This window comes from Neopararhizobium haloflavum (assembly GCF_002750855.1).
Lineage (GTDB): Bacteria > Pseudomonadota > Alphaproteobacteria > Rhizobiales > Rhizobiaceae > Georhizobium > Georhizobium haloflavum.
The window spans coordinates 229,725-252,006 of record NZ_NWUC01000001.1; the positions used below are offsets into that span (position 1 = coordinate 229,725).

Sequence of the window (22,282 nt, forward strand, 5' to 3'; positions counted from 1 at the left end):
TCAAAGTGGTGTTATTGTGCACATGATGCACTATAACGCACCAAACACAAGCAGTGGAGGTGCCACCAATGGCCGTTCAAATCACCCGCAAAGGCGATGTCGCAATCGTCAGCATCGACAATCCGCCGGTCAATGCCATTGGACATGCAGTGCGAGCCGGGTTGCTGGAAGCGGTCGAAACGCTTTCGGCTGATGGGACGCTGAAGGCGGTGGTGCTGACCGGAGCAGGAAAGATATTCGCTGCCGGCGCCGATGCGCGCGAGTTCGATACGCCGCCCGAGTCGCCGCACCTTCCTGACGTGGCTCTTGCCATCGAGACGGCGCCCCAGCCCTGGATCGCAGCAATCAACGGCGCTGCGCTCGGCGGAGGATGTGAGCTTGCGCTCGCCTGCCGCATGCGCATCGCCGGCACGAACGCGACGATCGGACTTCCCGAAGTGACGCTTGGCGTCGTGCCCGGAGCCGGCGGCACACAGCGCCTTCCGCGGCTTGTCGGATTGAAGAGCGCGCTCGATATCATTCCTCAAGGCAAGGTGTTGAAGGCGGATGCGGCGAAGGCCGTCGGTTTGATCGACCGTATCGCCGACGATCCCGTTGCCGAGGCAATGGCTCTCGTTGATGGCGGCAAACTCGGTTTCGGTGCGCGTCTGTCCGAGCGCGCTGCGGTCGAAGCAGACGCGACAGCGGTCCTTGATGCGCGCAGCCGGGCCGCAAAGCGCATGCGCGGCCAGATCGCGCCGGAGCGCGCGATCGACCTTCTGGAGCGCGCGACACAGGAGGATTTCGATCGCGGGATGGCGCAGGAGCGCGAAACCTTCCTTGAATTGCGGCAAGGTGAGCAGGCCAAGGCCCTGCGCCATATCTTCTTTGCCGAACGTGGCGCTAAGAAGCCCGATTCGATCGCGGCAGAGCCCGTGCCAGTGGACACCGTCGTCGTGATTGGCGGCGGGACGATGGGGGCTGGTATCGCTTATGCGCTGGAACGCGCAGGCTATACTGTCACGCTGGTCGAAACCGACGAGGGCGCGCGCGAGCGGGCCGAGGCCAATGTGGGGCGATTGTTCAAGGATGCGGTCAAGCGCGGATTGATGGCGCAGGAAGAGGCGGACGAACGACAGGCGCGCATCACGCTCGTCGTAGGCTATGACGATCTGCCGCCGGCCGGCCTCGCCATCGAAGCTGCCTTCGAGAGCATCGAGGTCAAGCGCGAGATATTCGGCAAGCTCGACGAAGCTTTGCCGAAGCACGCGATCCTGGCGACCAATACCTCGTATCTCGACGTCAACGAGATCGCGGCGTCGACATCGCGGCCTGAGCGCGTTCTCGGCCTGCATTTTTTCTCGCCGGCGCACATCATGAAATTGCTGGAGATCGTACGGGCCGACAAAACCTCTCACGAGGCGCTGGCGACGGGCTTTGCGGTGGGTGCCAAGCTGAAGAAGATCCCGGTGCTCGCCGGCGTTTGTGATGGTTTCATCGGCAATCGGATACTGTTCCGCTATCGCGAGGAAGCCGATGTCTTGATGATGGACGGTTCTCTGCCCTGGCTCATCGACGAGGCGATGGTGGAGTTTGGCATGGCGATGGGGCCATACGAGGTGCAGGATCTCTCCGGTCTCGATATTTCCTATGCGCAGCGCAAGCGCCGGGCTCCGACGCGCGATCCGAACCGCCGCTACATACCCATCGCCGACCGTATGGTTGAAGAGGGGCGCATCGGCAAGAAGGCCAGTGTTGGCTGGTATCGCTATCCGGGCGGCGGCGGCGCCGTCGTCGATCCCCTGCTGGAGGATTTGATCACCGAGGAAGCGCATTTCGCCAAGGTCACACGCCGCGAAATCTCTCCTGACGAAATTCGGGAGAGGCTGACATTGGCGATGATCAACGAGGCCGCCGACATTCTCAACGACGGGATCGCGCAGAAGGCGTCTGATATCGATCTCGTGATGGTCCACGGCTACGGATTTCCGCGTTGGCGCGGCGGACCGATGCACTATGCCGACACGATCGGGGCAGCCGCGATACTCGACAAGATCCGCGCATTCGAGCGCGACGACCCGGTGATGTGGCGGCCAAGCCCACTGATCGTGAACCTCGCCGCCAGTGGCGGACGCTTCGCAAATGCCGGACAAGTTTGAGAATCGTCAGACTGCGGGCATGATCCGAAACCGTACGTAACGAAGGCATGCCGGGCGGGTTGGGCTTGCGCTCAACCTGCTCCATCGTGATCACCAGGCAGTCCAGCATTCAGATGTCCAGCAGATGCCGGGCGTCCTGATTGTAAAGCGTGGGGTTGTTGCCGGCGTTGTGTTCGCCCTTGTTCTGCCGATCCTTCATCAGATCGATCGCCTTGCGCACGGCGGGCCGGTTCTTGATCGTCTCGCGCCAGCGTTGGACCTGCGGGAACGGATCGAGGGAGACGTCGAGGTTTTTGGCGATGAAGGCCCATGGAAACGAGAGCATGTCGGCGACGGAGTATTCGCCGAGAATGAAATCGCGATCGCGCAGGCGCCACTCCAGTACGGCGAGCGTGCGCTCATATTCGCCGCGATAGCGCGTGAGCGCGTAGTCCTGCCCGTCCTTCGGCCCGTACATGCGGAAATGCGATAGCTGACCCGCCATCGGACCCTGGTTGCCGGTCTGCCAGAACAGCCACTCCATCGCTTCCTTCCGGCCCAAGGGGTCGGAAGGCATGAAGCGGCCTGTCTTGTCGGCCAGATACCACAGGATCGCGCCGGACTCGAAGACCGGCACGGGATCGCCGGCAACGTCATGATCCACGATCGCCGGCATCTTCGCATTCGGGTTGATGGCAAGAAACTGCGGTGTGAATTGTGCGCCGTGGAAGATGTCGAGGAAGTGCGCGGTATAGGGCAGCCCGCATTCCTCGAGCATGATGGAGACTTTCCAGCCGTTCGGGGTGGGCGCGTAGTAAAGGTCGATCATCGATATCTCGTTTTCAGGCGTTGCCACGCGCTTCGCGCCAGAGGCCGAGCTTTTCCTGCACGGCGCGATCCGAATAGGAAAACAGCACGGATTCCTCTGCCGGTTCGTGGACCACCGGCTTCCAGGAAGGCGCGACGAAGATGTCCTGCGGTCCCCATTCGATCACGCTGTCACCGATCCGGCTCTTACCCTTTCCTTCGACGCAGACGAACACGGTGGCGTCGGTCGAACGGTAGGGCGTGGTGCCGCCTTTCGGCAGGAGCTGGATGAAGGTCGCGATGGTCGGCATGGCGAAGCCGCCGTCGAGCGGGTTGGTATAGCGCAGCTTGTAGCCGTGGCACGGATCCGGGTCGCCGCCCTTTTTCATGGCATCCAGCGTGGCACGGCTCTTTTCATACGGATAGTTGAAGATCGGCGAGACATGGCCGCCGCGCGGCGCGTCGACCGGCATCAGATTGTGGCCGAACTCGTTGTAGGATTGGCCGGTCTGACGTGTGATCTTCTGCGCATCATCGTCCATGCCCTCGGCGAAAGAGGCGTCGAGAAAGGATACCAGGGGGATGTCGAGACCATCGAGCCAGAACATGGGCTTGTCGGTCTCATTGCCGTGGTCGTGCCAGGCCATCTGCGGCGTGATGACGAAGTCGCCATAGTTCATCACCGTCTTCTCGCCGTTTACCGCCGTGTGTGCGCCGGAGCCTTCGAGCACGAAGCGCAGCGCTGATTGTGTGTGGCGATGGGCCGGCGCAACCTCGCCGGGGAGCACGAGCTGGACTCCCGCATAAAGCGACGTGGTGACCTTCGATTCCCCGCGAAGTCCCGGATTTTCTAGGATCAGGACGCGGCGCTCGGCTTCCTTCGCGGTGATCAGACCGCCGGCCTCCATCATCGCGTCCCGGATTTCGGCGAACCTCCATCCAACTGCCTGGCACTTCGACTTCGGTTCCGGCGTGACGAGCGCACCGAGCACGGTCCAGAGCGGCGTCATGTTCTGCTTGTCGATCTTGTCGTAGAAGGCGCGTCTTTCGGGTGTGTCCTGCGGAGCCTGATGCATGGCGGGCGTCCTTGTTCAGCGTTTCGATAGGGCCTGGCGGTCGAGCTTCCCGGTGCCGGTTTTCGGCAATTCGTCGAGATAGTCGACCAATCGAGGATATTTGTAGGGCAGAAGCTTGCGTTTGACGAAATCCTGCAGCGCCTTGGTTTCGTCCGCATCCGGATTGAAACCCTCGCGCAACCTGACAAACGCACGCAGCGTCATGCGCTTGTCCTCCATCTGGTGGGCGAGCACGGCACATTCGTGAACATGAGGATGCTCGGCCAGGCAGCGTTCGACCTCGAGCGGCCACACCCACTGGCCGGATACCTTGATGAGGTCGTCGGCGCGGCCTTGAAAGAAGTAGAACCCGTCGCGCTCGACAAAGCGGTCTCCCGTGTAAAGCCAATCGCCGCGCATCGTCTCGGCGGTCTTGTCCGGGCGGTTCCAGTAAAGCGGCGCGGAAGAGTGCCCGCGCACCCACATGACGCCTTCCTCGCCGGCTGAAATTTCCTTGCCGTCATTGTCGCGCAGGACGATCTCGTAGCCTGGAACGCGCCGGCCGGCCGAGCCCAGCCGCTTGTCCGATCGCGTGTTGGAAACATAGATGTGCAGAACCTCCGTGGAGCCCAGGCCCTCCATGATCTCAAGGCCGGTCAGGCTTTTCCACTGGCCGAAGATTTCCTCCGACAGAGTTTCTGCCGCGGAGACCGAAAGCCGGATGGAGGAAAGGTCGCGGGTCTTGGCGGCGGGATCGCGGCAAAGGGCGGTGTAGAGGGTCGGCAGGCCGAAAAAGACCGTCGGTCGGAACCGTTCCACGGTTTCAAGGATCCGGTCCGGCTCCGGCCGTCCTGGCATCAGCAGGCTGGTGGCGCCGGCAGCGAACGGAAACGTGATGCCGTTGCCGAAGCCGTAGGCGAAGAAGAGCTTCGGCACCGAAAAACAGACATCGTCCTGCGACAGGTCCAGCAGGTGCCGGGCATAGGACTGCACCGTATAGGCCATGTCGTGCTGTAGATGTACGATCCCTTTCGGGCGGCCCGTCGACCCGGATGAATACATCCAGAAGCACATGTCGTCCGGGCCGGTGTCGGCGCAATCCAGCGTGTCCGGCATGTCATCGGTGAAGTCCGATGCCAGGATGAACGGTGCCTTGCCCGCTGAAACCTCGCCATTGGCGATGACCACCTTTTCAAGTGCCGTGCCATTCATCGCTTCGCCGCTGAATACGGCCGCGAGATCGTGATCGCAGACTGCGACGCGCGCTCCGGTGTCGGCCAGGAAGAAGTTCAGCAGATCGGGTGTGGTCAGCGTGTTGAGGAGGACGGGCACGAAGCCGGCCCGCACCGCCCCGAAAAAGGCCGCGACGAAGGCCGGTGTATCGTCGAGAAAGAAGGCGATGCGGTCGCCTCGCTTCAGTCCCTCGGCGGCAAAGGCGTTGCCCCAGCGCGCGGCCTCGGCACACAACGCGCGATAGGTGCGCTCGCCTGCCGGCCCGGTTACCGCGAGCTTGTCGGGATTACGGGCGAGATTGTCGAACAGTATCGCACTCGCATTGGAGTGCGCGGCCTTGTCGAAGCCGATTTCGGCGGCGCCTGCGGTTTCGCCGACATGGTCGATGATCCTTGCGTCCGATGCTTCGGGCAGGTCCGCCGTCATGTCGCGCTCCGCAGCTTGTGTGTTTCGTAGGCGGCCATGAAATCCGGCGCCAGCCCGCGCAGCCGGTCCATGTCGACGCGTCCTGACCGGGTGATGTAATCGAAGCCGAAATCAAGCGGCTCGAGGCTCATCTTTTCCGGGAAATGATCGTACCAGAGCGCGGAGGTGTTCGCGGCATCAACGATCTTCCGGGCGATCGGCATACGGTCACGCGCGAAAGCCGCAAGCGCTGCGGCAAGGTCCTGACTGTCCCGAAGCGCACGGGCAAGGGCGATCGCATCTTCCATCGCAAGGCGCGTGCCCGAGCCTATGGAGAAATGCGCCGTGTGCGCCGCGTCTCCGAGAATGACCCTGTTGCCTGCGACCCAACCGCTGCACCAGAGCTTGGGAAACCGGCGCCATGCGGATTTGTTGGTGATCAGTGGTGCGCCCTCAAGTGCGTCGGCGAAGATTTCCTCGCAGATGCGCGCCGACGCGTCCTCGTCCATGGCATCGAAACCATATGCATCGTAGGTCGCGGCGTCGCATTCCACGATGAAGGTGCTCTTGCCCGGTGCGTAGCGATAGTGATGGGCGTTGAACGTGCCCTTGCCGGTTTCGACGAAGGTCTGCGTCAGCGTGTCGAATGCGCGGTTCGTGCCGAACCAGGCGAACCGGTTCTGGAAGTGATCGAGCGCGGGGGAAAAGGCGTCTTCCTGCGTGCGGCGGACGAGCGAGTTGAGCCCATCGGCGCCGATGACGAGATCGGCGCCCATTGACGCGAGGTCAGCGACCGGCTTGCTGAAGCGCAGTTCCACGCCGGTATCGGCCGCCCGCTTCTGCAGAAGCTGGAGCAGTTGCAGGCGTCCGATCGCGGCAAAGCCTATGCCGTCGATCGTCACGCGCTCGCCCTTGAGAACGAGCGTCATGTTGCGCCAGCGCTCCATATGCGGCGTTATGAGATCATGGGTGGCCGGGTCGTCCGCCTTGAGGAAGTCGAGTGCCTGATCGGAAAAGACAACGCCGAAACCAAAGGTCGCATCGAGCGGATTTTGCTCATGCACCGTGACACGCGCCGAAGGCATGGCGCTCTTGATCAGCGTTGCGGCGTAGAGGCCCGCCGGCCCACCGCCAATCACGTCCACCGCCGAAAGATTCACCAAATCCCTCCTCCCTAGACCGGCCATCAAGCTTGACAGAAAGCGTAACGAACGTTTGCATATGATGCAAACATTTTTACCCAAAGGAAAAATGAATGAACGATTCCCTATTCGAGCATGTCGTGCCGGTGAGCTTCGGCCATTGCGATCCTGCCGGAATCGTCTTCTATCCCAACTTCTTTCGCTGGTTCGATGCAGGATTTCATGCCTTCCTCGCCCATCGTAGCTGCCCGCAATCGGTTCTGGCCGAGAAGCTCGGGACGATCGGTCCGGGGCTGATCGATGTCGGCGCCACCTTTCGTTCGCCGGTCACGCATGGCGACGAACTGCGTCTTTCCGTGCAGGTGGAAGCGTGGCGCACGCGCAGTTTTCGCGTCGCCTATCGCGGCATGGTGGGGCAAAGGTTGGCGCTGGAAGGCTTCGAAGTGCGCGGGCTCTTCATGCGCGAGGATGATCGCCTCGTTGCCGCTCCGGTCGCGCCGTTGAGGGCGATGGTCGAGGGAGGTGCGAATGGCTGACGACATACCCCGGCAAGCCGAGGCGCAGGGCGGAATCCAGTCGCTCGACGCCGCATTGCGTGTATTGATGGCGATGGCGAACATGGAAGGTGCGGTGGGGGTCTCCGATCTTGCCCGTGCGTGTGGCATGCCGGTCAGCAAGACGCATCGGTATCTTGCCTCGTTCATTCATGCCGGGCTCGTCTGTCAGGCCGGGCGATCGGGGCGCTACGATCTCGGGCCGCGCGCCATCGAGATCGGACTGGCCGCGCTGAGCAGGCATGATTTCGTCAACGCCGCGTCGGACGATCTGCATCGGTTGACAGTAGAGACCGGGCTGACAGCGCTCCTTTGCGTCTGGGGCAATTCCGGACCCACCGTCGTGCGCTGGGAGCGTGCGGCATCGTTCATTGCCACCTCGCTCGGTCTCGGGACGACCCTGCCGCTTTTGACCTCCGCGACCGGCCGGATATGCCTAGCCTATCTGCCGGGCGCGGTCACGGGGGCGCTTCTGGACGAAGAACTGGCGCGCGGACTGGCCAGCCCGCAGATTTTCCACGATCTGGAATTAAACCAGGCTGACGTCGCGCGGTTGGCGGCGGACGTGCGCGATCAAGGATATGCCACGGTGGATGGCCGGTTCATTCCCGGTCTCGTGGCCCTCGCAGCGCCGATCCTCGATTGGCAAGGTGAGGCGCAGGCCGTGGTGACGCTGATCGGGGCCGATCCGCGCCTGATCGAACCGGGTGCCGCGCAGATCGGCTCGTTGAAGGAATTCTGCGCCAGCCATTCGATCGTCTCGGTCAGCCGTTGAGAGGTGTCAGGCGCCATATCGTTTTTTGTCACTGGTAATCGCCGGGTTGCGCCTCTAAGTATCGCAGACGCCAAATTGCACGAGGCCGGAACTTCCGGACAGCGAATTGACCATGCAAGGCCAAGCGGACGACGATTCGGGCTCAAACGATGAGGAGCCTCCAAGTCCGCGTTTCAAGCGACGGCGGGGGCGCAAGGTCCGCCGACTGCATTTTTCCGAGATTCTGGCGGACCTCGCCAATGACGAAGACCGCGAGCGCATATCCGTCGGCGATCTTCTGATCGCCATGGGGGATCGTGCCTTCGGCGCATTGATGCTGGTGTTTGCATTGCCGAACGTGATCCCGACGCCGCCGGGCACATCGGCCATTCTTGGAGCGCCGCTCGTTTTTCTCGCGGCGCAGATGATGTTCGGTCAAAGACCGTGGCTTCCGAAGGTCATTGCGGCCCGGTCCATGACGCGGGTCGATTTCGCCGCTCTCGTTGACCGGCTCGGGCCGTGGCTCGCGCGAGCGGAAAAGCTGCTCAAGCCGCGCCTTTCCGCACTCACCGTCCAACCAGCGGAAAACGTGATCGGGCTGCTGTGCCTGATCATGGCGATCATCCTCGTTTTGCCGATTCCACTCGGGAACATCCTGCCGGCTCTTGCCATCAGCATGTTTGCCTTCGCCATCCTCGAGCGTGACGGCGTATGGGTCATCCTCGGCACGAGCGTCTTCGCGCTGACGCTGTTTGTCGTTGGCGGGGTCGTCTACGCGCTTTTCAAGGCAGCCGTCTTTCTCTTCAACAAATCGTTCGAATAACCAGTTCTTCCAACGGAATCGCCGTCATGATCTTCGAATGGATGTCCGATCCCGCAGCCTGGGCAGGACTTGCGACTCTCGTCCTGCTTGAGATCGTGCTGGGTATCGACAACCTCGTCTTTATCGCGATCCTCGCCGACAAGCTGCCGGAGCACCAGCGCAACAGGGCCCGCATCATCGGGCTCTCGCTCGCGCTCCTCATGCGACTGGTGCTGCTCGCCTCGATCGCCTGGATCGTCACCCTGACGCAGCCGCTCTTCACCGTGGCTGGACTGAGTTTTTCGGGCCGCGATCTCATCATGTTGTTCGGCGGCCTGTTCCTTCTGTTCAAGGGGACGATGGAATTGCATGAGCGTCTCGAAGGAGCGGCGGGTCAGCAGCAGCGCAAGGTCGCCAATGCCGTGTTCTGGCAAGTGATCGTCCAGATCGTCGTGCTCGACGCGGTGTTCTCGCTCGACAGCGTCATCACGGCTGTCGGCATGGTTGAGGAACTTTCCATCATGATGATCGCGGTCATCATCGCCATCGGCGTCATGATGATTTCGTCCAGGCCGCTGATGGCGTTCGTATCGAAACACCCGACGGTGGTTATCCTCTGTCTTGGCTTCCTGATGATGATCGGCTTTTCGCTGGTCGTCGAAGGCTTCGGTTTCCACATCCCGAAGGGCTATCTCTATGCGGCGATCGGCTTCTCGATCCTGATTGAAGCCTTTAACCAGATCGGCCGCAGAAACCGCGAGAAGCTGGTTCAGAAGGGGGATCTTCGCAGCCGGACCGCCGATGCGGTGCTCGCCCTTCTGGGTGGACGCAGCCGTCAGGCCGGGCTGGGGGAAACGGCCGATGTGATCGCCGAACAGGCGCGCGAGGCTGAGGTCTTCGCGCCCGAGGAGAAGGAGATGATCCAGGGCGTCCTTACGCTTGGCGGGCGGCCGGTCAAATCGATCATGACGCCGCGGACCGAAATCGATTGGCTGGACATATCGGCCTCCGCAGATGATTTGCGCCAGAAGATTCTTGAAATGCGCCATTCGCGCTTTCCGCTGGCTCGCGGTGGTCTCGACGATTTCATCGGTGTTGCTTTCACCAAGGACCTTCTGCGCGACCTGCTCGAAGAGGGTGTCATCAATGTCGACCGGTCGGTGCGCCAACCGTTGGTGGTGCATGAGAGCGCGAACGTTCTCAGGCTGATGGAGCAGTTGCGGCGCTCGCCGCTTCAGATGGCGCTCGTGTTGGACGAGTACGGCTCTCTGGAGGGGCTGGCCACGCCCATCGACATATTGGAAGCGATTGCCGGCGACTTTCCCGAAGAGGGTGAGGAAGAGGAGACCGTGGAGCGCGGCGAGGACGGCAGTTGGGTGGTCGACGGCTGGATCGATATCCGGCGTGTTTCTCACCTGATCGGGACGGATCTGGTGGACGCGACGGACCGCTATTCGACCCTTGCCGGCTTTCTTCTTTGGCAACTCGGCCATCTGCCGGAAGCCGGGGAGCGGGTGACGCTCGGCGACCTGATCTTCGAGGTGGTCACGATGGACGGCCGGAATATTGGAAAAGTCCGGATCGGTGAGACGTCGCTGCAAGATCCGGCCGTCGAATGAGGCCGGCGGCTGGATGAGACACTTCTTCCGAAATCGCTGGGATGGCACAATACCGCTCGCCACGCTCTTGTGGCGGGACATGGTGATCGTCGCGAGCCTCATCAATCTCGCGTTCTTCGGCGGCGCCATTGTTGCGCTGGAGATGGGCGCACCGATCGCCTTGGCCGTCCTCTTCTTCGCAGCGCCGATTCCATACAACATCTTTCTTTGGGGCGCGCTGTGGCGCACGAGCGCCCGCACAGGCGGTGCCGCGGCAGCCGGGGCGCGGCTGATCGCGACGCTCTGGCTGTTTCTGGCGATCCTGATCTAGAGCGGGTCTACCGCGCCACGGTGAGCGGCAGGTCGATCTTCTGCCAGTCTTCCCGCGTCGCGCCGGGGTAGCAGACAATCACCGCACTCCACGCCGTCCATTCGGCACAGGTGCCGTCGGCAAGGCCCGTTCGCACCGCAGGCTCAAGGGGCACATCTGCCTGCCTTGCGAAGGAGACATGCAGAGTGCCCTCCTGCAAGGGGTCTTCTCCGGGGCCGCTGCAGTCCGCATCGGTGCGCGCCAGATACCCGTTGTCGATGGAAGCGCCAGCCTCGGCGGCGACCATCTGGAAGTAGAGATACTTCATGTTCTCGACGGCGGGCGCGCAGCCATAGGCCGGGGAAAGCGAAACCTTGCGGAATCCGAACCCGGCGTCTTGCCACTGGGCGAAATCAAAACGGTCTTCGGCATGCGCCCTATGGGTGATGTGTGCTAGCGGCTGCTTAGCATCGATCGCTTGGACCGCAATGCAAGCAAGAACAAAGATTGCGGTCGCGCGCGTACTTTGGCTGAGGATCGCCGCTAGGGAGGTGAAAGCGACAACGTAACCCACCGGCCAGAAAAAGCGCCCCGAGGCGCGGAAGATGCCGGCGATCAAGTCTTGCCCCGGAAGCATTGCATACATGAACCAACGATCCTGAGCCAGGAAAACCTGGTTAGAGATGGCAAACAGCGTCATTACGACAAGGCCGGCGACGAGCAACCAATGACGCTTTAGCGTGCCAAGCAAATAGGGCAGAGCTAGCAACGAACCCGTGGCGACAAGGGCAAGCCCGCCGAGACCGAAATAGGCCATACCCTCGTACTGGCCGCCCGTTGCATCAAACGGACCACAAGGCACGAGTCTGCCCGCGCAAAACGGCGCAAGCAGATTCATCGAAAAATGTGCATAGCCGTCGGCCTGCGTGCCGGCCGCGTTTGCATAGCCGAGAGCACCGGCGGCCAGCGCTAGGCCGGCTACTGCGCAAAGGCCAATCCCAAGCGTGCGCAATGGATGCGGATCGCATAAAATTCTGCGTCCAAAATCGGCGAGGAAGAAGGCGAACGACATCGCGAAGAGGTAGGGGTGTATTAGGAGGGCGGTAAGCGACAGCAGAGAGAACACGATGGCGCTGCGGCCTAATGCCCAACCGTCCGATGCACGAAAATAACAGCCAATGGCAAGAAGGAGAACCGCATGGGTCAGCAGAGCGGTATGGTTCATCCGGTCAAGCCATGCAGGCCAGAGTAATGCGAGCGCCGCTGCCGCGACCGCTGCCAAAAGGTCGCGACAGCCGAGAGAGCGGATAAGGAATACCGCACCACACCCTTGCCCGATCCACGCGAACAATTGCCAGATTCCAATATAGTGGAAGTCGTCGGGCAGCAGCGGTGCAAAGGGCTTCATGATGAGCGCCATCAGCGGAATACTGTCGGTGAGGATAATGCTGCTTCCTTCAGGCGGGTCGATAAGCTTTGTCGTCAACAGGGGAAAGCGCCATGCATCGGCTGCGAAGAGGAGCCAGCCGCTGACGTGCTGCGGAGCATCGCCAACCTGGAAGAATTCACCGTCGCCCAGGATGAAAGTGAAAGGATGAACCGCCAGAAAAAGGGCAAGCGCCATAAGCGCTGACAGCCCATAGGCGGGCATTCGACCCAAGCACGTTGTGCACCGATTCTCAGCCACGCGTTGCATCATGCTGCGGTTTCACGCGAAAGACCCAGAGGCGGGAAGCAACGAAGGTGATGACCGGAACGGTGAAGACCGCGATGGCTAGCGCTGCAGGTCCCGGCAGAACATCGATGCTGGTCAGCGCGACGAGAATGGCCTGGCCGATCAGAAACCCCGAAAAGGCGGTGAGAAAAAATCGTGGCAGGCGCTGCGCATGGCGGCGCTCGCTCGGGTCGAGGCGGAAGGTCAGATGGAGGTGGCCGAAATAGGACACGAAGAAAGCCGCCCCGAACCCGAAAGGATTGGCGTAGGCGATCGGCATCATCAGCGACAGCGCGAGTGCCGTGAGATAGTGCACGAGCGTTGCCGCGACGCCGACGCCGGCGAAGGTGGAAATCTGGCGCAGGAATGCGAAAAGCCTGTCAGTGGTGCTCATGACGGGGATCCTGCTCGTCGAGGCCGTGAAGACGCGAGGCCAGATAGACCGGCCGCCGCTTCACCTCCGAATAGACCCTGCCGAGATATTCGCCAATGATGCCGAGGCCCACAAGCTGGACGCCGCCAAGGAAGAGCACCGCCGTGAGTGAGGATGCGTAGCCGGGCACCTCGACCCCCATGATCAGGGTCTGGGCGATGATAAAGGCGCCGTAGATGAAGGAAATGAAGGCGATGAACATACCGAAATAGGTCCACACGCGCAGCGGGACGGTCGAGAAGGATGTGATGCCGTCAAGTGCGAAGTTCCACAGCCGCCAATAGTTGAACTTGGTCGCGCCGTGTTCGCGGCTTGGACGCTCATAGTCGATGACGGCGGTTGGAAATCCGACCCAGGCAAAAAGACCCTTCATGAAGCGCACCCGTTCGGGAAGCAGCTTCATTGCCTCGACGACCCGTCTGTCCATCAGCCGGAAGTCACCGACATCCGGGGGGATCTTGGAGTGGCTGATGCGATTGAAGAAGCGATAGAACTGTCCGGCCGTCAGCCGCTTCAGCGCCGTATCGTCTTCCCGTGTGCGACGGCGGCCACAGACGACGTCATAGCCTTCGCGCCAGCGCTCGACCATCGGCGCCAGCAGGTTCGGCGGATCTTGCAGGTCCACGTCCATCACGACGATCATGTCGCCGGTGGCATGGTCGAGACCCGCGGTCATCGCAGCCTCCTTGCCGAAGTTCCGGGTAAGATCGACGATCTTGATGCGCGGGTCGCCAGCGCGCAGCGCAACGAGCACGGACAAGGTGTCGTCGCTGCTGCCATCGTTGGAAAAGACGATCTCCCAATCGAGGCCGAGCGCATCGAGGTAGGGCGCCACGGTTTTGCAGAAATGCGGTGCGGCCTCTTCCTCGTTGAAGACGGGAACAACCACCGAGATGCGGGCCTGACGATCAATGATCCTCGGCGTGAGGTCTGGACGGGACATGGTCATTCAGGTCTCTGCTAAGAACGCACTTTCAGCCGGGCGTCAGTCACGCCGAAGCGATCCGGGCCGATCGATCCTTTTTGTCCCTTGTAAAGGGTGTCTCGCAAGGATGAAAGCATCGGCGATCTTACGAGGCATCGAGGCGACATTGCGTTCGCGCGGATTGGGCAGCCGGCCCTCAAGCGCATAAGGCAGCATAGATGGCCCAATCGGGTTATTTGATGACGTCTGTTGTTCGATCATACTGCCGAATATCGATGATACGAGACGGTGCCTCGACGAAAATCCGGAAATTCCCGGCCCTGTCGTTGAGGCCCAGGTGCCGCTTTGAATATTAATCGTATGTATACCGTAATTATACTTATATGAGATGTTTTCATGCAATTCTTGGTTGATGCGGAACCTTCCACTTGTCGCATTCTTGTATTCCCGGATAGCGATAGGATGCGGCTGCAACGGGTCAAGGCGGCACTGATCACCGCGGTCGAGCGGGTCCATGGTCGCCTTGATGAGACGCCTGGGAGTTTCCTGCTTGCGATCGACGGCACAGAAGCGAGGTTGTGGATCGACACTCATACATTCGTCGAGATTGGCGAGGAGCCTCGATACCAGTTCCAACTCGGGACCGTGGAGGGCGCCGCGCCGCTTCTGGCAACCAGCAGCGAAACGACGCTGGGCATGGTTCTCTTCCACTACGCCAACGCGGTCATCGAGGCCGCAAGCAGCCGGTCGGTTTAGCGTCGCCGTCCTTCCTGGTCCGTGGCCCTTCCGCAGCCTTATGCACCGCGGCGCCGTTTCAGCGGCGTGCCCGGACCTCTTGAGCGAATCCGAAAACTCGTCAATATGGTTGTATGACCGGTTGCGTCACAACCATGAATGAGCCTGTGTCATTTGTATTCCAGAAAGGCAACGGACCACATGCTGGAAATTCACAACGAGGAAATCTTGTACTCGGACGTGCGGGAGATCATCGACGACGTCTATGATCCCGATCGCAGGGAGATCGATTGGGCTGCCATCTGCTCAAAGGTCAGCGAACGCGACGAGGATTTCGACGTCTTCTTCTATGAGCGGAACCGTCTCTCCCGCTCCGTCGACAACATCATCAGTAATATCGACGCCCGTTACCTCGAAACGTACAAGTCCAGATATGTGAATGCCAATCCTTTCCTCAAGAAACTGGACAATTCCGGCGGGGTTTATCGGGCGACCCGGCTGTTGTCCCCAGTCGAACTGGGGCGTTCGGAGTTCGTGACGGAATGGTTTCTGCCGCAGGGCTACCGCGAGGCCGTCATGAGCTACTTCGGCGACGACGCCATCATGCAACAGCTATTCGCGCTGAAACTGCGGACCGACGACGATAAGGTCGTTCGCCGTGCGCAGGCGCTTTTGACGGCACTCTATCCGCATTTCCGGCGTGCCTCGACGCTGAAGGCCCGGTTGCGATTGCTGGAGAACGAGCGGCGCACATTCTTCAGCGAGACATACAGCTTCGTTTTCGGGAAGGACTGCAGGGAGCGCGGCGAGGCCGTCGATGGCTGGGTGCAGTCGATCGCCTATGACGGCGCCACGCTGCGCTTCGAACGCCAGGACGGCCGGGGCATCGCGACGATGTCATCCGACCAGATCGCGGCTGCGGCACGGTCGTCGATCGCCACGCCCCTGTCGACCGAGAATGGTCGCATCGTTGCATGTTTCATCATGCCTTCGCAAATGGAGGACGGTTTCGTCGTCAACGTCATCGACACGGAGAGCAAGCCCATGTGGTTCTCCGATTTCTTCTGGCAGCGCAGCGTTTCCAAGTCAGAGTATGGCGTGCTCGCCGCCTATTGCCTCGGCATGTCGATCAAGAACATCGCGGATATCCGGCAGCGTTCGGCGGAAACGGTGAAGCGGCAGTTGAAGAACGCGATGGCAAAGATCGGCGTCACCAAACAGGAGGATGCGGTGCGCGCATTCTTCAAGCTCATGCTGAAGGATGAGCAGCTTCTGGCCAGCACCATGAGCGACACGGGCGGCTGATACGCGACTGCGCCGTCAATTGTCGCGAACCGCCGCTTCAAGACGCAAAAGATGGCGGTGGATCGCCTTCAAGGACGGCTGCGGGACTTGCCGATCGTCGGGTGCGGCCTGTTCTGTGGCCGTCACGCAGTCTTCGAAAACGCGCGCCACGAGAATGCGTCCTTCAGTGTCCTTTTCCTCGATGCGAATGAACATCGCGACGACCAACAGTTCCAGGGCCGAGAGTGCGTCTTCGATCTCGGTAGGTGCGATTGTATGGTCTTTGCGTCCCAGCAATGTCCGTTCCCGGCTTCCGTCAGGTGCTTGCAGAATTGAAGTGGGAGCGGCCAGGGGCAATGGTCCGCTCCCACCTTTGTCGGCTTCTCCGATCGTCAGCTGATGAAGATGAAGGAACCGATTTCGTCCTGGGTGTTCATGACGTTCTCGTTGGATTCGGAGATGCTCGCGAGGACCTGCCCGCGTGAGACACCTCTGTCTTCCAGTTCGCCAACCCAGAAGTCCTGGTCTGCGCTGTTGGCGTCGCGGCCCAGGATGTTTTCGTAAAGAACCTCGACGAAAGCCTCGTTGGAGAGCGAGTCGTTATCGCCAAAGTTCTGCCGGAACTCGTCGGAATTGACGAAACCCTGGCCGATCCGGTCGAGGCCCACGCCGACGTCAACCTGCTCGATCCAGAAATCGAGACCGGGTGCGTCGGGCATGCGGTCGAGCGCGGCCGAATACAGGCGGTAGGCGATGCCGGCATTTTCGCCGACCCCGACATCGAGGTGCAGCGTTCCGTCGCTGAATTCGATGCGCTCGACGCTCTGCATGTAGTCGATCACCTCGCCATCATTGAGGAAGATCGAATCGGAGCCGATGTCGACGTCGAACTCTGTTGACGCGCGCCCTTCATAGATCGCCGTGTCGAGTTCGCCCGCACCCGCGACGAAGGTGGATTCCTCGCCGATCGTGAAGGTATCGCGCCCGCTCGTCCCGATCAGCTGCGTGTCGTATTCGTCGGGATCTGTCGGGCCGGCAGGCTCCGGATCGGAATTGTTCTCGCCGAGCAGCAGATCCAGCACATCGTCGAGCAGGTTCTGGTCATCGTCGCCGATGATCGGCGACACCAGGTCTCGCACGAGGCCGGGGTCGCCGGGGCTGTCGAGGAGGTCGCTGACGAGGCCATCCGTGCCAACGCCACCGACATCGAGACCTGACAGGAGTTGCTCGAGAACGCCTTCGTCAGCCGTGCCGCTGCCGACTGCGCCGAGAAGACCTTCGCCGTTCAGCAAGTCTTCAACGGCCAGGTCGTCGCCGAGGATGCCGTCAAGATCGACCACATCGCCAAGGATCGGCAGGTCACCCAGAAGCCCGTCGCCGCCACCGCCCAGTATCGGGTCGAGAACGCCGTCGAGATCAAGGATCAGGCCATCACCGCTACCGAGAAGGCCGTCAAGTGCGCCGCCACCCAGGAGGCCGTCATCGCCGCCGAGAAGCCCGCCGTCGCCGCCGAGAAGCCCGCCGTCGCCGCCGCCGAGAAGTCCGCCGTCGCCACCAAGGCCGAGTACGCTGTTTGGAGTTCGATTTTCTGTTGCCACATTCATTCTCCCTACTGCCTCAGAATGTCGTCAAAATAAGACTGCGGCAGGGGATTCGATCAATAACCCGATTGGGTTACAACATATTGAAAACAAACGATTAATAGACGCACTGACGTGGTCCGGAAAGATGCGAAAGGGCTGTACGGAAGGACAACCTGAAATAGCATAAGCTGTTCTATAATATAACTTTTTGGTGTGTTTTTGTGGCGTTGCAACCCGTTAGCGCAGCTGGAATTGGGCGTGGCTGGCTGTCAGAATTTCGCTCAGGCGCCCCAATTTTTAAGCTGCTTGCACCTGAGGGCGCGGTTAACGATGTCGGATGCATGCGCCAAAAATGTCACGGGATTAGGCGGTCTTAGGGCTGAAATCGGGTTCAGTCGAACGAGCCGTCGTGATCGATCCGCGAATATCTCGCCTCAAGGATGCTCTCGACCCTGCGATTCGCTGTGCCAGATCAATGCGGACGCGAAGGTCTGTGTCAGAATGGCCCGCTAGGCGGGGCGGCCGACGATCCGGTCCATCGCGCCGATGGCGACCGCATATCCTTCCGGTCCCAGCCCGGCGATAACCGCCGTCGCGATCTTCGACACGAGCGAGTGGTGATAAATCGCCTCGCGCCGGTGGATATTGGAAATGTGCAATTCGATGATCGGGCAGGGCGCCATCTTCAGCGCGTCCAGAATGGCGATCGACGTGAAGGTGTAGGCTGCCGGATTGATGACGATGCCGGCTGCCTTGTCGTCGATCGCGTCGTGAATGAAACCGATGATTTCATGTTCGGCGTTCGATTGACGAAAGACGATGGCGCGATCGCCGGCTGCCTCGCGGCACATCGTCTCGATATCGGCAAGCGACGTATGTCCGTAGATTTCCGGTTCGCGGGTGCCGAGCCGATTGAGGTTCGGTCCATTCAGGATGTGAAACGCAGCAGCCATTCGAGACGCCTTTGCAATTTAGCCGCCATAGCCGAAGAGGCGCGGCAGGAAGAGGACGATGCCCGGCACGAAGGTGATCACCATCAGTGCGGTGAGCATGGCGAACAGGAACGGGAGGACATCCCGCACGATCGCCCGCAACGGCGCACCGGAAATGTTGGTCATGATGAAGAGAAGCAAGCCGTAGGGCGGCGTTATGAGGCCGAGCATGATGTTGACGACGACGACGATGCCGAAATGGACCATATCGATGCCAAGCGCTTGAGCGGTTGGGATAAGGACCGGAACGATGATCAGGAGGATCGTCGTGCCTTCGAGCAGACAGCCGAGGATCAGCAGCACGATGTTGACGAGGATCAGGAAGCCGATCGGCGACAGATCGAAACTCTGCAGATAGGCGGCCAGCGCATTGGGGATGTTCTCGACCGTCACGACGTAGTTGAAGACCAGGGCGCCGGCGATCAGCATGCCGATCGACGCTGTCGTGCGGGCACTGGCGAGAACGGAGTGGTAGATGCTGGACAGGGTAAGGTCGCGGTAGAGCAGCCCGGAAATGAGCAGCGCGTAGGCTGCAGCCACGGCAGCCGCCTCGGTCGGGGTCATGACGCCGCTGTAGATGCCGCCGAGCAGCACCACCGGCATCATCAGGGCGGGAAATGCGCGCAGCGTGATGCGCGGCAGTTGTCGCAGCGGCACCGGCTTTTCAACCGGAAAATTGCGCTTTCGCGCCGTGTAGGCGATCAGCGCCATCTGCGCCGCGCCCATCAGCGCTCCGGGTATCATGCCGGCAAGGAAAAGGTAGCCTATCGAAGCGTCGGAAACGAGCGCGTAGATGACGACTGGAATGGAAGGGGGGATGATCGGTCCGATCACCGAGGAGGCCGCGGTGAGGGCCGCCGCGTAGCTGGCGGGATACTTCCCGTCGCTGGTCATCATCTTCTGCATCATCTTGCCCGTGCCCGCGGCATCGGCGATCGCGGAGCCGGACATGCCGGCGAAGATGATGCTCTGCAGAACGTTGACCTGGGCAAGCCCGCCCCGAAAGCGCCCGACGATGGCGTCGCAGAAACGCAAGAGCCGTTCGGTCATGCTGCCGGAGTTCATCAACTCGGCCGCCAGGATGAAGAGCGGCACGGCGAGCAGGATGTAGCTCGTGAACATGCCGTTCAAAAGCTGTTCGGCCGCGGTCCCCATGTCGAGGCCGGCCGTGTAGAGATAAAGAATGGAGGAGGCGATCATGGCGTGACCGATCGGCAAGCCCAGCAGGCTGAGGACGACGATCGACACCACGGAGAGTGTGAAGGGGTCCGCCAGGTTCATACGCCGGAACTCGCCTTGGTCGGGTCGAAATCTTCCGGCTCAGGCCCGGTGATGGCTGCCCAGAGGATCCACAGATAGCGCAGTATGATGGCGACAGCGAAGATCACGTAGATCGAGAACAGCGCATCGAAACGGATTTTCAGATAGGCTGTCGACTGGACCTTCATGAAGGTGACGTAGTCGACGACGGCAGGCAGCGAGAAGGTGTAGATCGCCAGAAGCGCAAGGGAGAAGACGACGGCCAGGATGCGGCGCGCCTTGGACGATACCGCGCCGTAGACGATGTCGAAGCGAATTTCCTCGCGTTCGGTAACGACGAATGCCGCGCCCCACAGAACCAGCCAGAGCCACATGATGAGCGTGACTTCCGATGTCCAGCCGATCGGAAGATTGAGGACGTATCGGAAGACGATCTGCGCCATGAAGGCGAGGAACATGACGGCCAGCATCAGCGCTGCGACATTTTCCGCGCGGCGCCGCAGCCAGCCGCCGATTTTGGCAAAGCGTGTTGGCATCGATCGTCCCTTGGCGGACCACCCGCCTGAGCTCGCTCAAGCGGCGCGGGCGCAGTTGCAAGAAATGCGGCGCCGGCAAAGACGGCGCCGCGATGGCTTGTCGTTTTACCTTAAAGACCGTTGATGCGGTCGAGCATCCCTTCGGGCCAGTCGGCCGCGAGGTCCGAATTCAGATACTGTTCCTGCGCATAGGTCCTGAACGCATCGACGTCGGGCGTATAGACCTCAAGGCCCTCTTCCTCGAAGAACGCGACCAGTTCCTCTTCCTGGGCAAGATGCTGTTCGGTGCTCCAGGCGATGGCTTCATCGGCAGCGCTCTGGACGGCTTCCTGTTGCTCCGGAGAAAGTTCGGCCCATGTGTCGAGCGAGATGGTCAGCAGGTCATAGCCGACAAGATGCGATGTCAGCGCGATCTGGGACATGACCTCGTAGAACTTCATGTTCTGAACGTTCGGCAGCGGGTTGTCCTGGCCGTCGATGGCCCCGGTCTGCAGTGCGGTGTAGGTCTCGGCGTAGGCGACCGCGGTCGGATTGGCGCCGAGCGCCTGGCCAAGGAACTGCCAGGCCTCGCCAGGCGGCATCCTGAGCTTGATGCCGGCCATGTCTTCGGGCGTGTCGATCTTCTCCTCGGTGGCGAGCCCGACCTGGCGTGAGCCGAAATAGGTCGGACCGAGAATCTTCACGTTGAGCTGGTCTTCGACCATCTGCTTCATTTCGGCGCCGGCTTCGCTGTCGAAGAAGGTCTGAAGGTGGGCGGCATCGCGGAACAGATAAGCGGATGTCAGGATCGACCAGGCGGGAATCTGGTTCGAGATATCCTGTGGGGCGATATTGCCCATCTCCAGATTGCCGCGCTGCATCGCGACGAGCTCGGTTCCCTGCTTGAAGAGATTGCCGCCGTAATAGGGCTGCAGGGCAAAGCCGTCGCCCAGAGCATCGGAAAAGCGCTGCATCATCTCGGCACGGATATCCTGCTCGGAGAAGACGGCAGAGAAGCGAAGCTCGATCGGCTCTTGCGCATTGGCCGGAGCGGTGAATGCGGTGGCCGAGGCGAGGGCGGCGAGAAGCGCGAGCCCGGTGAGGCGGCGACGTGTGACGTGGATGTTCATGGCGAATGATCCTCCCTTGATCGATGGCCGTGACGGATGGGTTCAGCAACCCGGGTGCCGTCAGTTTCCGAATTCATGCCATCCGCATCGGTGCATTTCAATAGGCATACTGATGATTGTCTGATATTTTTGATTATGTATGGTGATAGCCTGCCGCAGGCTGAAGACGTTGTGCGCCACGCCTGCTCCATGCAATAAGGTGCCCATCCATTGCGTGCGTGAGAGACACATTGAGTGCAATCATCGACTCCAGCGTCGAGACGATCGGCGAAAACGCTTATCGCCGCATGCGCAGCGACATCATATTCGGCCGCGCGCGGCCGGGCCAGAAGCTGCGACTCGACCGGTTGCGCGAGACCTACGGTGCCAGCGTTTCAACCTTGCGCGAGATATTGAATCGTCTTGCGTCAGAAGGGCTTGTGGTCGCCGAAGGCCAGCGCGGATTTGAGGTGTCGCCGGTTTCCGTCGAAAATTTGCGGGAGATTGCGGCCCTTCGCTTATTGCTGGAAAGCCACGCGCTGAAGGAATCCTTCGCAGTCGGCGACATGGAATGGGAAGGGCGCGTCGTGGCCGCGCACCACAAGCTGGCGTCGATGGAGCGGCTGATGGAGAGCGGCGAGCGCAGCCATACCGAGGACTGGAAGCGCTACGACTGGGAATTTCACCAGGCGTTGATTTCGGCCTGCGGATCGGCCGCGCTGATGGAAACGCATGCCGCGATTTTCGACAAATATCTGCGTTATCAAATGATTGCGTTAAGCTTTCGCGGCGACGTCGCGGCCCGGGAGCATCAGTTGCTCAGAGATTGTGCGCTGAAACGCGACGCAGACGCAGCCGCGCGTGTTCTAGCGGACCATGTCAATGGCGGGGTGGACCATGCTTTGGCCACAGGAACGATTTCCTGAGAAAAATATGACGAAACGAATTTCGTCAT

22 protein-coding genes are annotated in these 22,282 nt (G+C 60.9%); 9 read left to right on the forward strand and 13 right to left on the reverse strand.

What is annotated here, in order from left to right; translation table 11 throughout:
• Positions 1-68 precede the first annotated feature (68 nt).
• Positions 69-2,138 (forward strand): FAD-dependent oxidoreductase, encoded by a 2,070-nt coding sequence (locus CN673_RS01255; protein ID WP_099864240.1) that lies wholly within the window; start codon positions 69-71, stop codon positions 2,136-2,138.
• A gap of 109 nt (positions 2,139-2,247) precedes the next feature.
• Here the strand turns inward: CN673_RS01255 and CN673_RS01260 are convergent, their stop codons facing one another.
• Genes CN673_RS01260 through CN673_RS01275 form a run of 4 tightly spaced genes read right to left on the reverse strand, consistent with a single transcriptional unit; the run spans position 2,248 to position 6,777 of the window.
• Positions 2,248-2,946, reverse strand: a complete 699-nt coding sequence (locus CN673_RS01260; protein ID WP_099864243.1) for a glutathione S-transferase family protein — start codon at positions 2,944-2,946, stop codon at positions 2,248-2,250.
• 13 nt (positions 2,947-2,959) lie between these two features.
• The gene (gene gtdA / locus CN673_RS01265; RefSeq protein ID WP_099864246.1) at positions 2,960-4,000 is read right to left on the reverse strand and encodes a gentisate 1,2-dioxygenase; all 1,041 of its coding nucleotides are present in this window, start codon (positions 3,998-4,000) and stop codon (positions 2,960-2,962) included.
• Positions 4,001-4,015: 15 nt separating this feature from the next.
• Positions 4,016-5,638 carry a benzoate-CoA ligase family protein gene (locus CN673_RS01270; RefSeq protein WP_099864249.1) on the reverse strand — a complete coding sequence of 541 codons (1,623 nt, stop codon included), beginning with the start codon at positions 5,636-5,638 and terminating at the stop codon, positions 4,016-4,018.
• Positions 5,635-6,777, reverse strand: coding sequence for an FAD-dependent monooxygenase (locus CN673_RS01275; RefSeq protein ID WP_245409774.1), 1,143 nt, complete (start codon positions 6,775-6,777; stop codon positions 5,635-5,637). The genes CN673_RS01270 and CN673_RS01275 overlap by 4 nt, the downstream gene beginning before the upstream one ends.
• A gap of 95 nt (positions 6,778-6,872) precedes the next feature.
• Between CN673_RS01275 and CN673_RS01280 the strand changes: the two genes are divergently transcribed.
• The 5 genes from CN673_RS01280 to CN673_RS01300 all read left to right on the forward strand — a co-directional run bounded on the left by CN673_RS01280 (position 6,873) and on the right by CN673_RS01300 (position 10,798).
• A complete protein-coding gene (locus CN673_RS01280) occupies positions 6,873-7,295 on the forward strand; it encodes an acyl-CoA thioesterase (protein ID WP_099864255.1) in 423 nt (140 codons plus the stop codon).
• Positions 7,288-8,088: an IclR family transcriptional regulator gene (locus tag CN673_RS01285; protein WP_099864259.1), complete on the forward strand. Its 801-nt coding sequence runs from the start codon at positions 7,288-7,290 to the stop codon at positions 8,086-8,088. The genes CN673_RS01280 and CN673_RS01285 overlap by 8 nt, the downstream gene beginning before the upstream one ends.
• Positions 8,089-8,200: 112 nt before the next feature.
• Positions 8,201-8,890, forward strand: coding sequence for an exopolysaccharide biosynthesis protein (locus tag CN673_RS01290; RefSeq protein WP_099864262.1), 690 nt, complete (start codon positions 8,201-8,203; stop codon positions 8,888-8,890).
• A gap of 26 nt (positions 8,891-8,916) precedes the next feature.
• Positions 8,917-10,488: a TerC family protein gene (locus CN673_RS01295; protein WP_099864265.1), complete on the forward strand. Its 1,572-nt coding sequence runs from the start codon at positions 8,917-8,919 to the stop codon at positions 10,486-10,488.
• A gap of 13 nt (positions 10,489-10,501) precedes the next feature.
• Complete coding sequence (locus tag CN673_RS01300; RefSeq protein ID WP_157928752.1) at positions 10,502-10,798, forward strand: hypothetical protein; 297 nt, start codon at positions 10,502-10,504, stop codon at positions 10,796-10,798.
• Between the two features lie 7 nt (positions 10,799-10,805).
• Here CN673_RS01300 and CN673_RS01305 read toward each other — a convergent pair whose 3' ends face one another.
• Genes CN673_RS01305 through CN673_RS01315 form a run of 3 tightly spaced genes read right to left on the reverse strand, consistent with a single transcriptional unit; the run spans position 10,806 to position 13,873 of the window.
• On the reverse strand, positions 10,806-12,428 hold the full coding sequence (locus CN673_RS01305; protein WP_099864270.1) for a DUF6311 domain-containing protein: 1,623 nt from the start codon (positions 12,426-12,428) through the stop codon (positions 10,806-10,808).
• Positions 12,429-12,456: 28 nt separating this feature from the next.
• Positions 12,457-12,885, reverse strand: coding sequence for a GtrA family protein (locus tag CN673_RS01310; protein WP_099864273.1), 429 nt, complete (start codon positions 12,883-12,885; stop codon positions 12,457-12,459).
• Positions 12,872-13,873, reverse strand: a complete 1,002-nt coding sequence (locus tag CN673_RS01315; RefSeq protein ID WP_245409726.1) for a glycosyltransferase family 2 protein — start codon at positions 13,871-13,873, stop codon at positions 12,872-12,874. The genes CN673_RS01310 and CN673_RS01315 overlap by 14 nt, the downstream gene beginning before the upstream one ends.
• A gap of 438 nt (positions 13,874-14,311) precedes the next feature.
• Here CN673_RS01315 and CN673_RS01320 point away from each other — a divergent pair, with 438 nt between their 5' ends.
• Positions 14,312-14,605, forward strand: a complete 294-nt coding sequence (locus CN673_RS01320; RefSeq protein WP_099864275.1) for a hypothetical protein — start codon at positions 14,312-14,314, stop codon at positions 14,603-14,605.
• A gap of 180 nt (positions 14,606-14,785) precedes the next feature.
• Positions 14,786-15,889 carry a helix-turn-helix transcriptional regulator gene (locus CN673_RS01325; protein WP_157928753.1) on the forward strand — a complete coding sequence of 368 codons (1,104 nt, stop codon included), beginning with the start codon at positions 14,786-14,788 and terminating at the stop codon, positions 15,887-15,889.
• A gap of 15 nt (positions 15,890-15,904) precedes the next feature.
• On the opposite strand, the gene CN673_RS01330 is transcribed toward CN673_RS01325, so the two are convergent.
• The 6 genes from CN673_RS01330 to dctP all read right to left on the reverse strand — a co-directional run bounded on the left by CN673_RS01330 (position 15,905) and on the right by dctP (position 21,348).
• Complete coding sequence (locus CN673_RS01330; RefSeq protein ID WP_099864279.1) at positions 15,905-16,165, reverse strand: hypothetical protein; 261 nt, start codon at positions 16,163-16,165, stop codon at positions 15,905-15,907.
• Positions 16,166-16,260: 95 nt separating this feature from the next.
• Complete coding sequence (locus CN673_RS01335) at positions 16,261-17,466, reverse strand: DUF4214 domain-containing protein (RefSeq protein WP_157928754.1); 1,206 nt, start codon at positions 17,464-17,466, stop codon at positions 16,261-16,263.
• Between the two features lie 494 nt (positions 17,467-17,960).
• The gene (locus CN673_RS01340) at positions 17,961-18,404 is read right to left on the reverse strand and encodes a type II 3-dehydroquinate dehydratase (protein WP_099864285.1); all 444 of its coding nucleotides are present in this window, start codon (positions 18,402-18,404) and stop codon (positions 17,961-17,963) included.
• 18 nt (positions 18,405-18,422) lie between these two features.
• Positions 18,423-19,724 (reverse strand): TRAP transporter large permease, encoded by a 1,302-nt coding sequence (locus CN673_RS01345; RefSeq protein ID WP_099864288.1) that lies wholly within the window; start codon positions 19,722-19,724, stop codon positions 18,423-18,425.
• Entirely contained in the window at positions 19,721-20,239 is a 519-nt protein-coding gene (locus CN673_RS01350; RefSeq protein WP_099864291.1) for a TRAP transporter small permease, read from the reverse strand. Before CN673_RS01350 ends, CN673_RS01345 begins: the two co-directional genes overlap by 4 nt.
• Before the next feature lie 110 nt (positions 20,240-20,349).
• Positions 20,350-21,348, reverse strand: a complete 999-nt coding sequence (gene dctP / locus CN673_RS01355) for a TRAP transporter substrate-binding protein DctP (protein WP_099864295.1) — start codon at positions 21,346-21,348, stop codon at positions 20,350-20,352.
• Positions 21,349-21,587: 239 nt separating this feature from the next.
• Between dctP and CN673_RS01360 the strand changes: the two genes are divergently transcribed.
• Complete coding sequence (locus tag CN673_RS01360; protein ID WP_099864975.1) at positions 21,588-22,253, forward strand: GntR family transcriptional regulator; 666 nt, start codon at positions 21,588-21,590, stop codon at positions 22,251-22,253.
• Positions 22,254-22,282 lie beyond the last annotated feature (29 nt).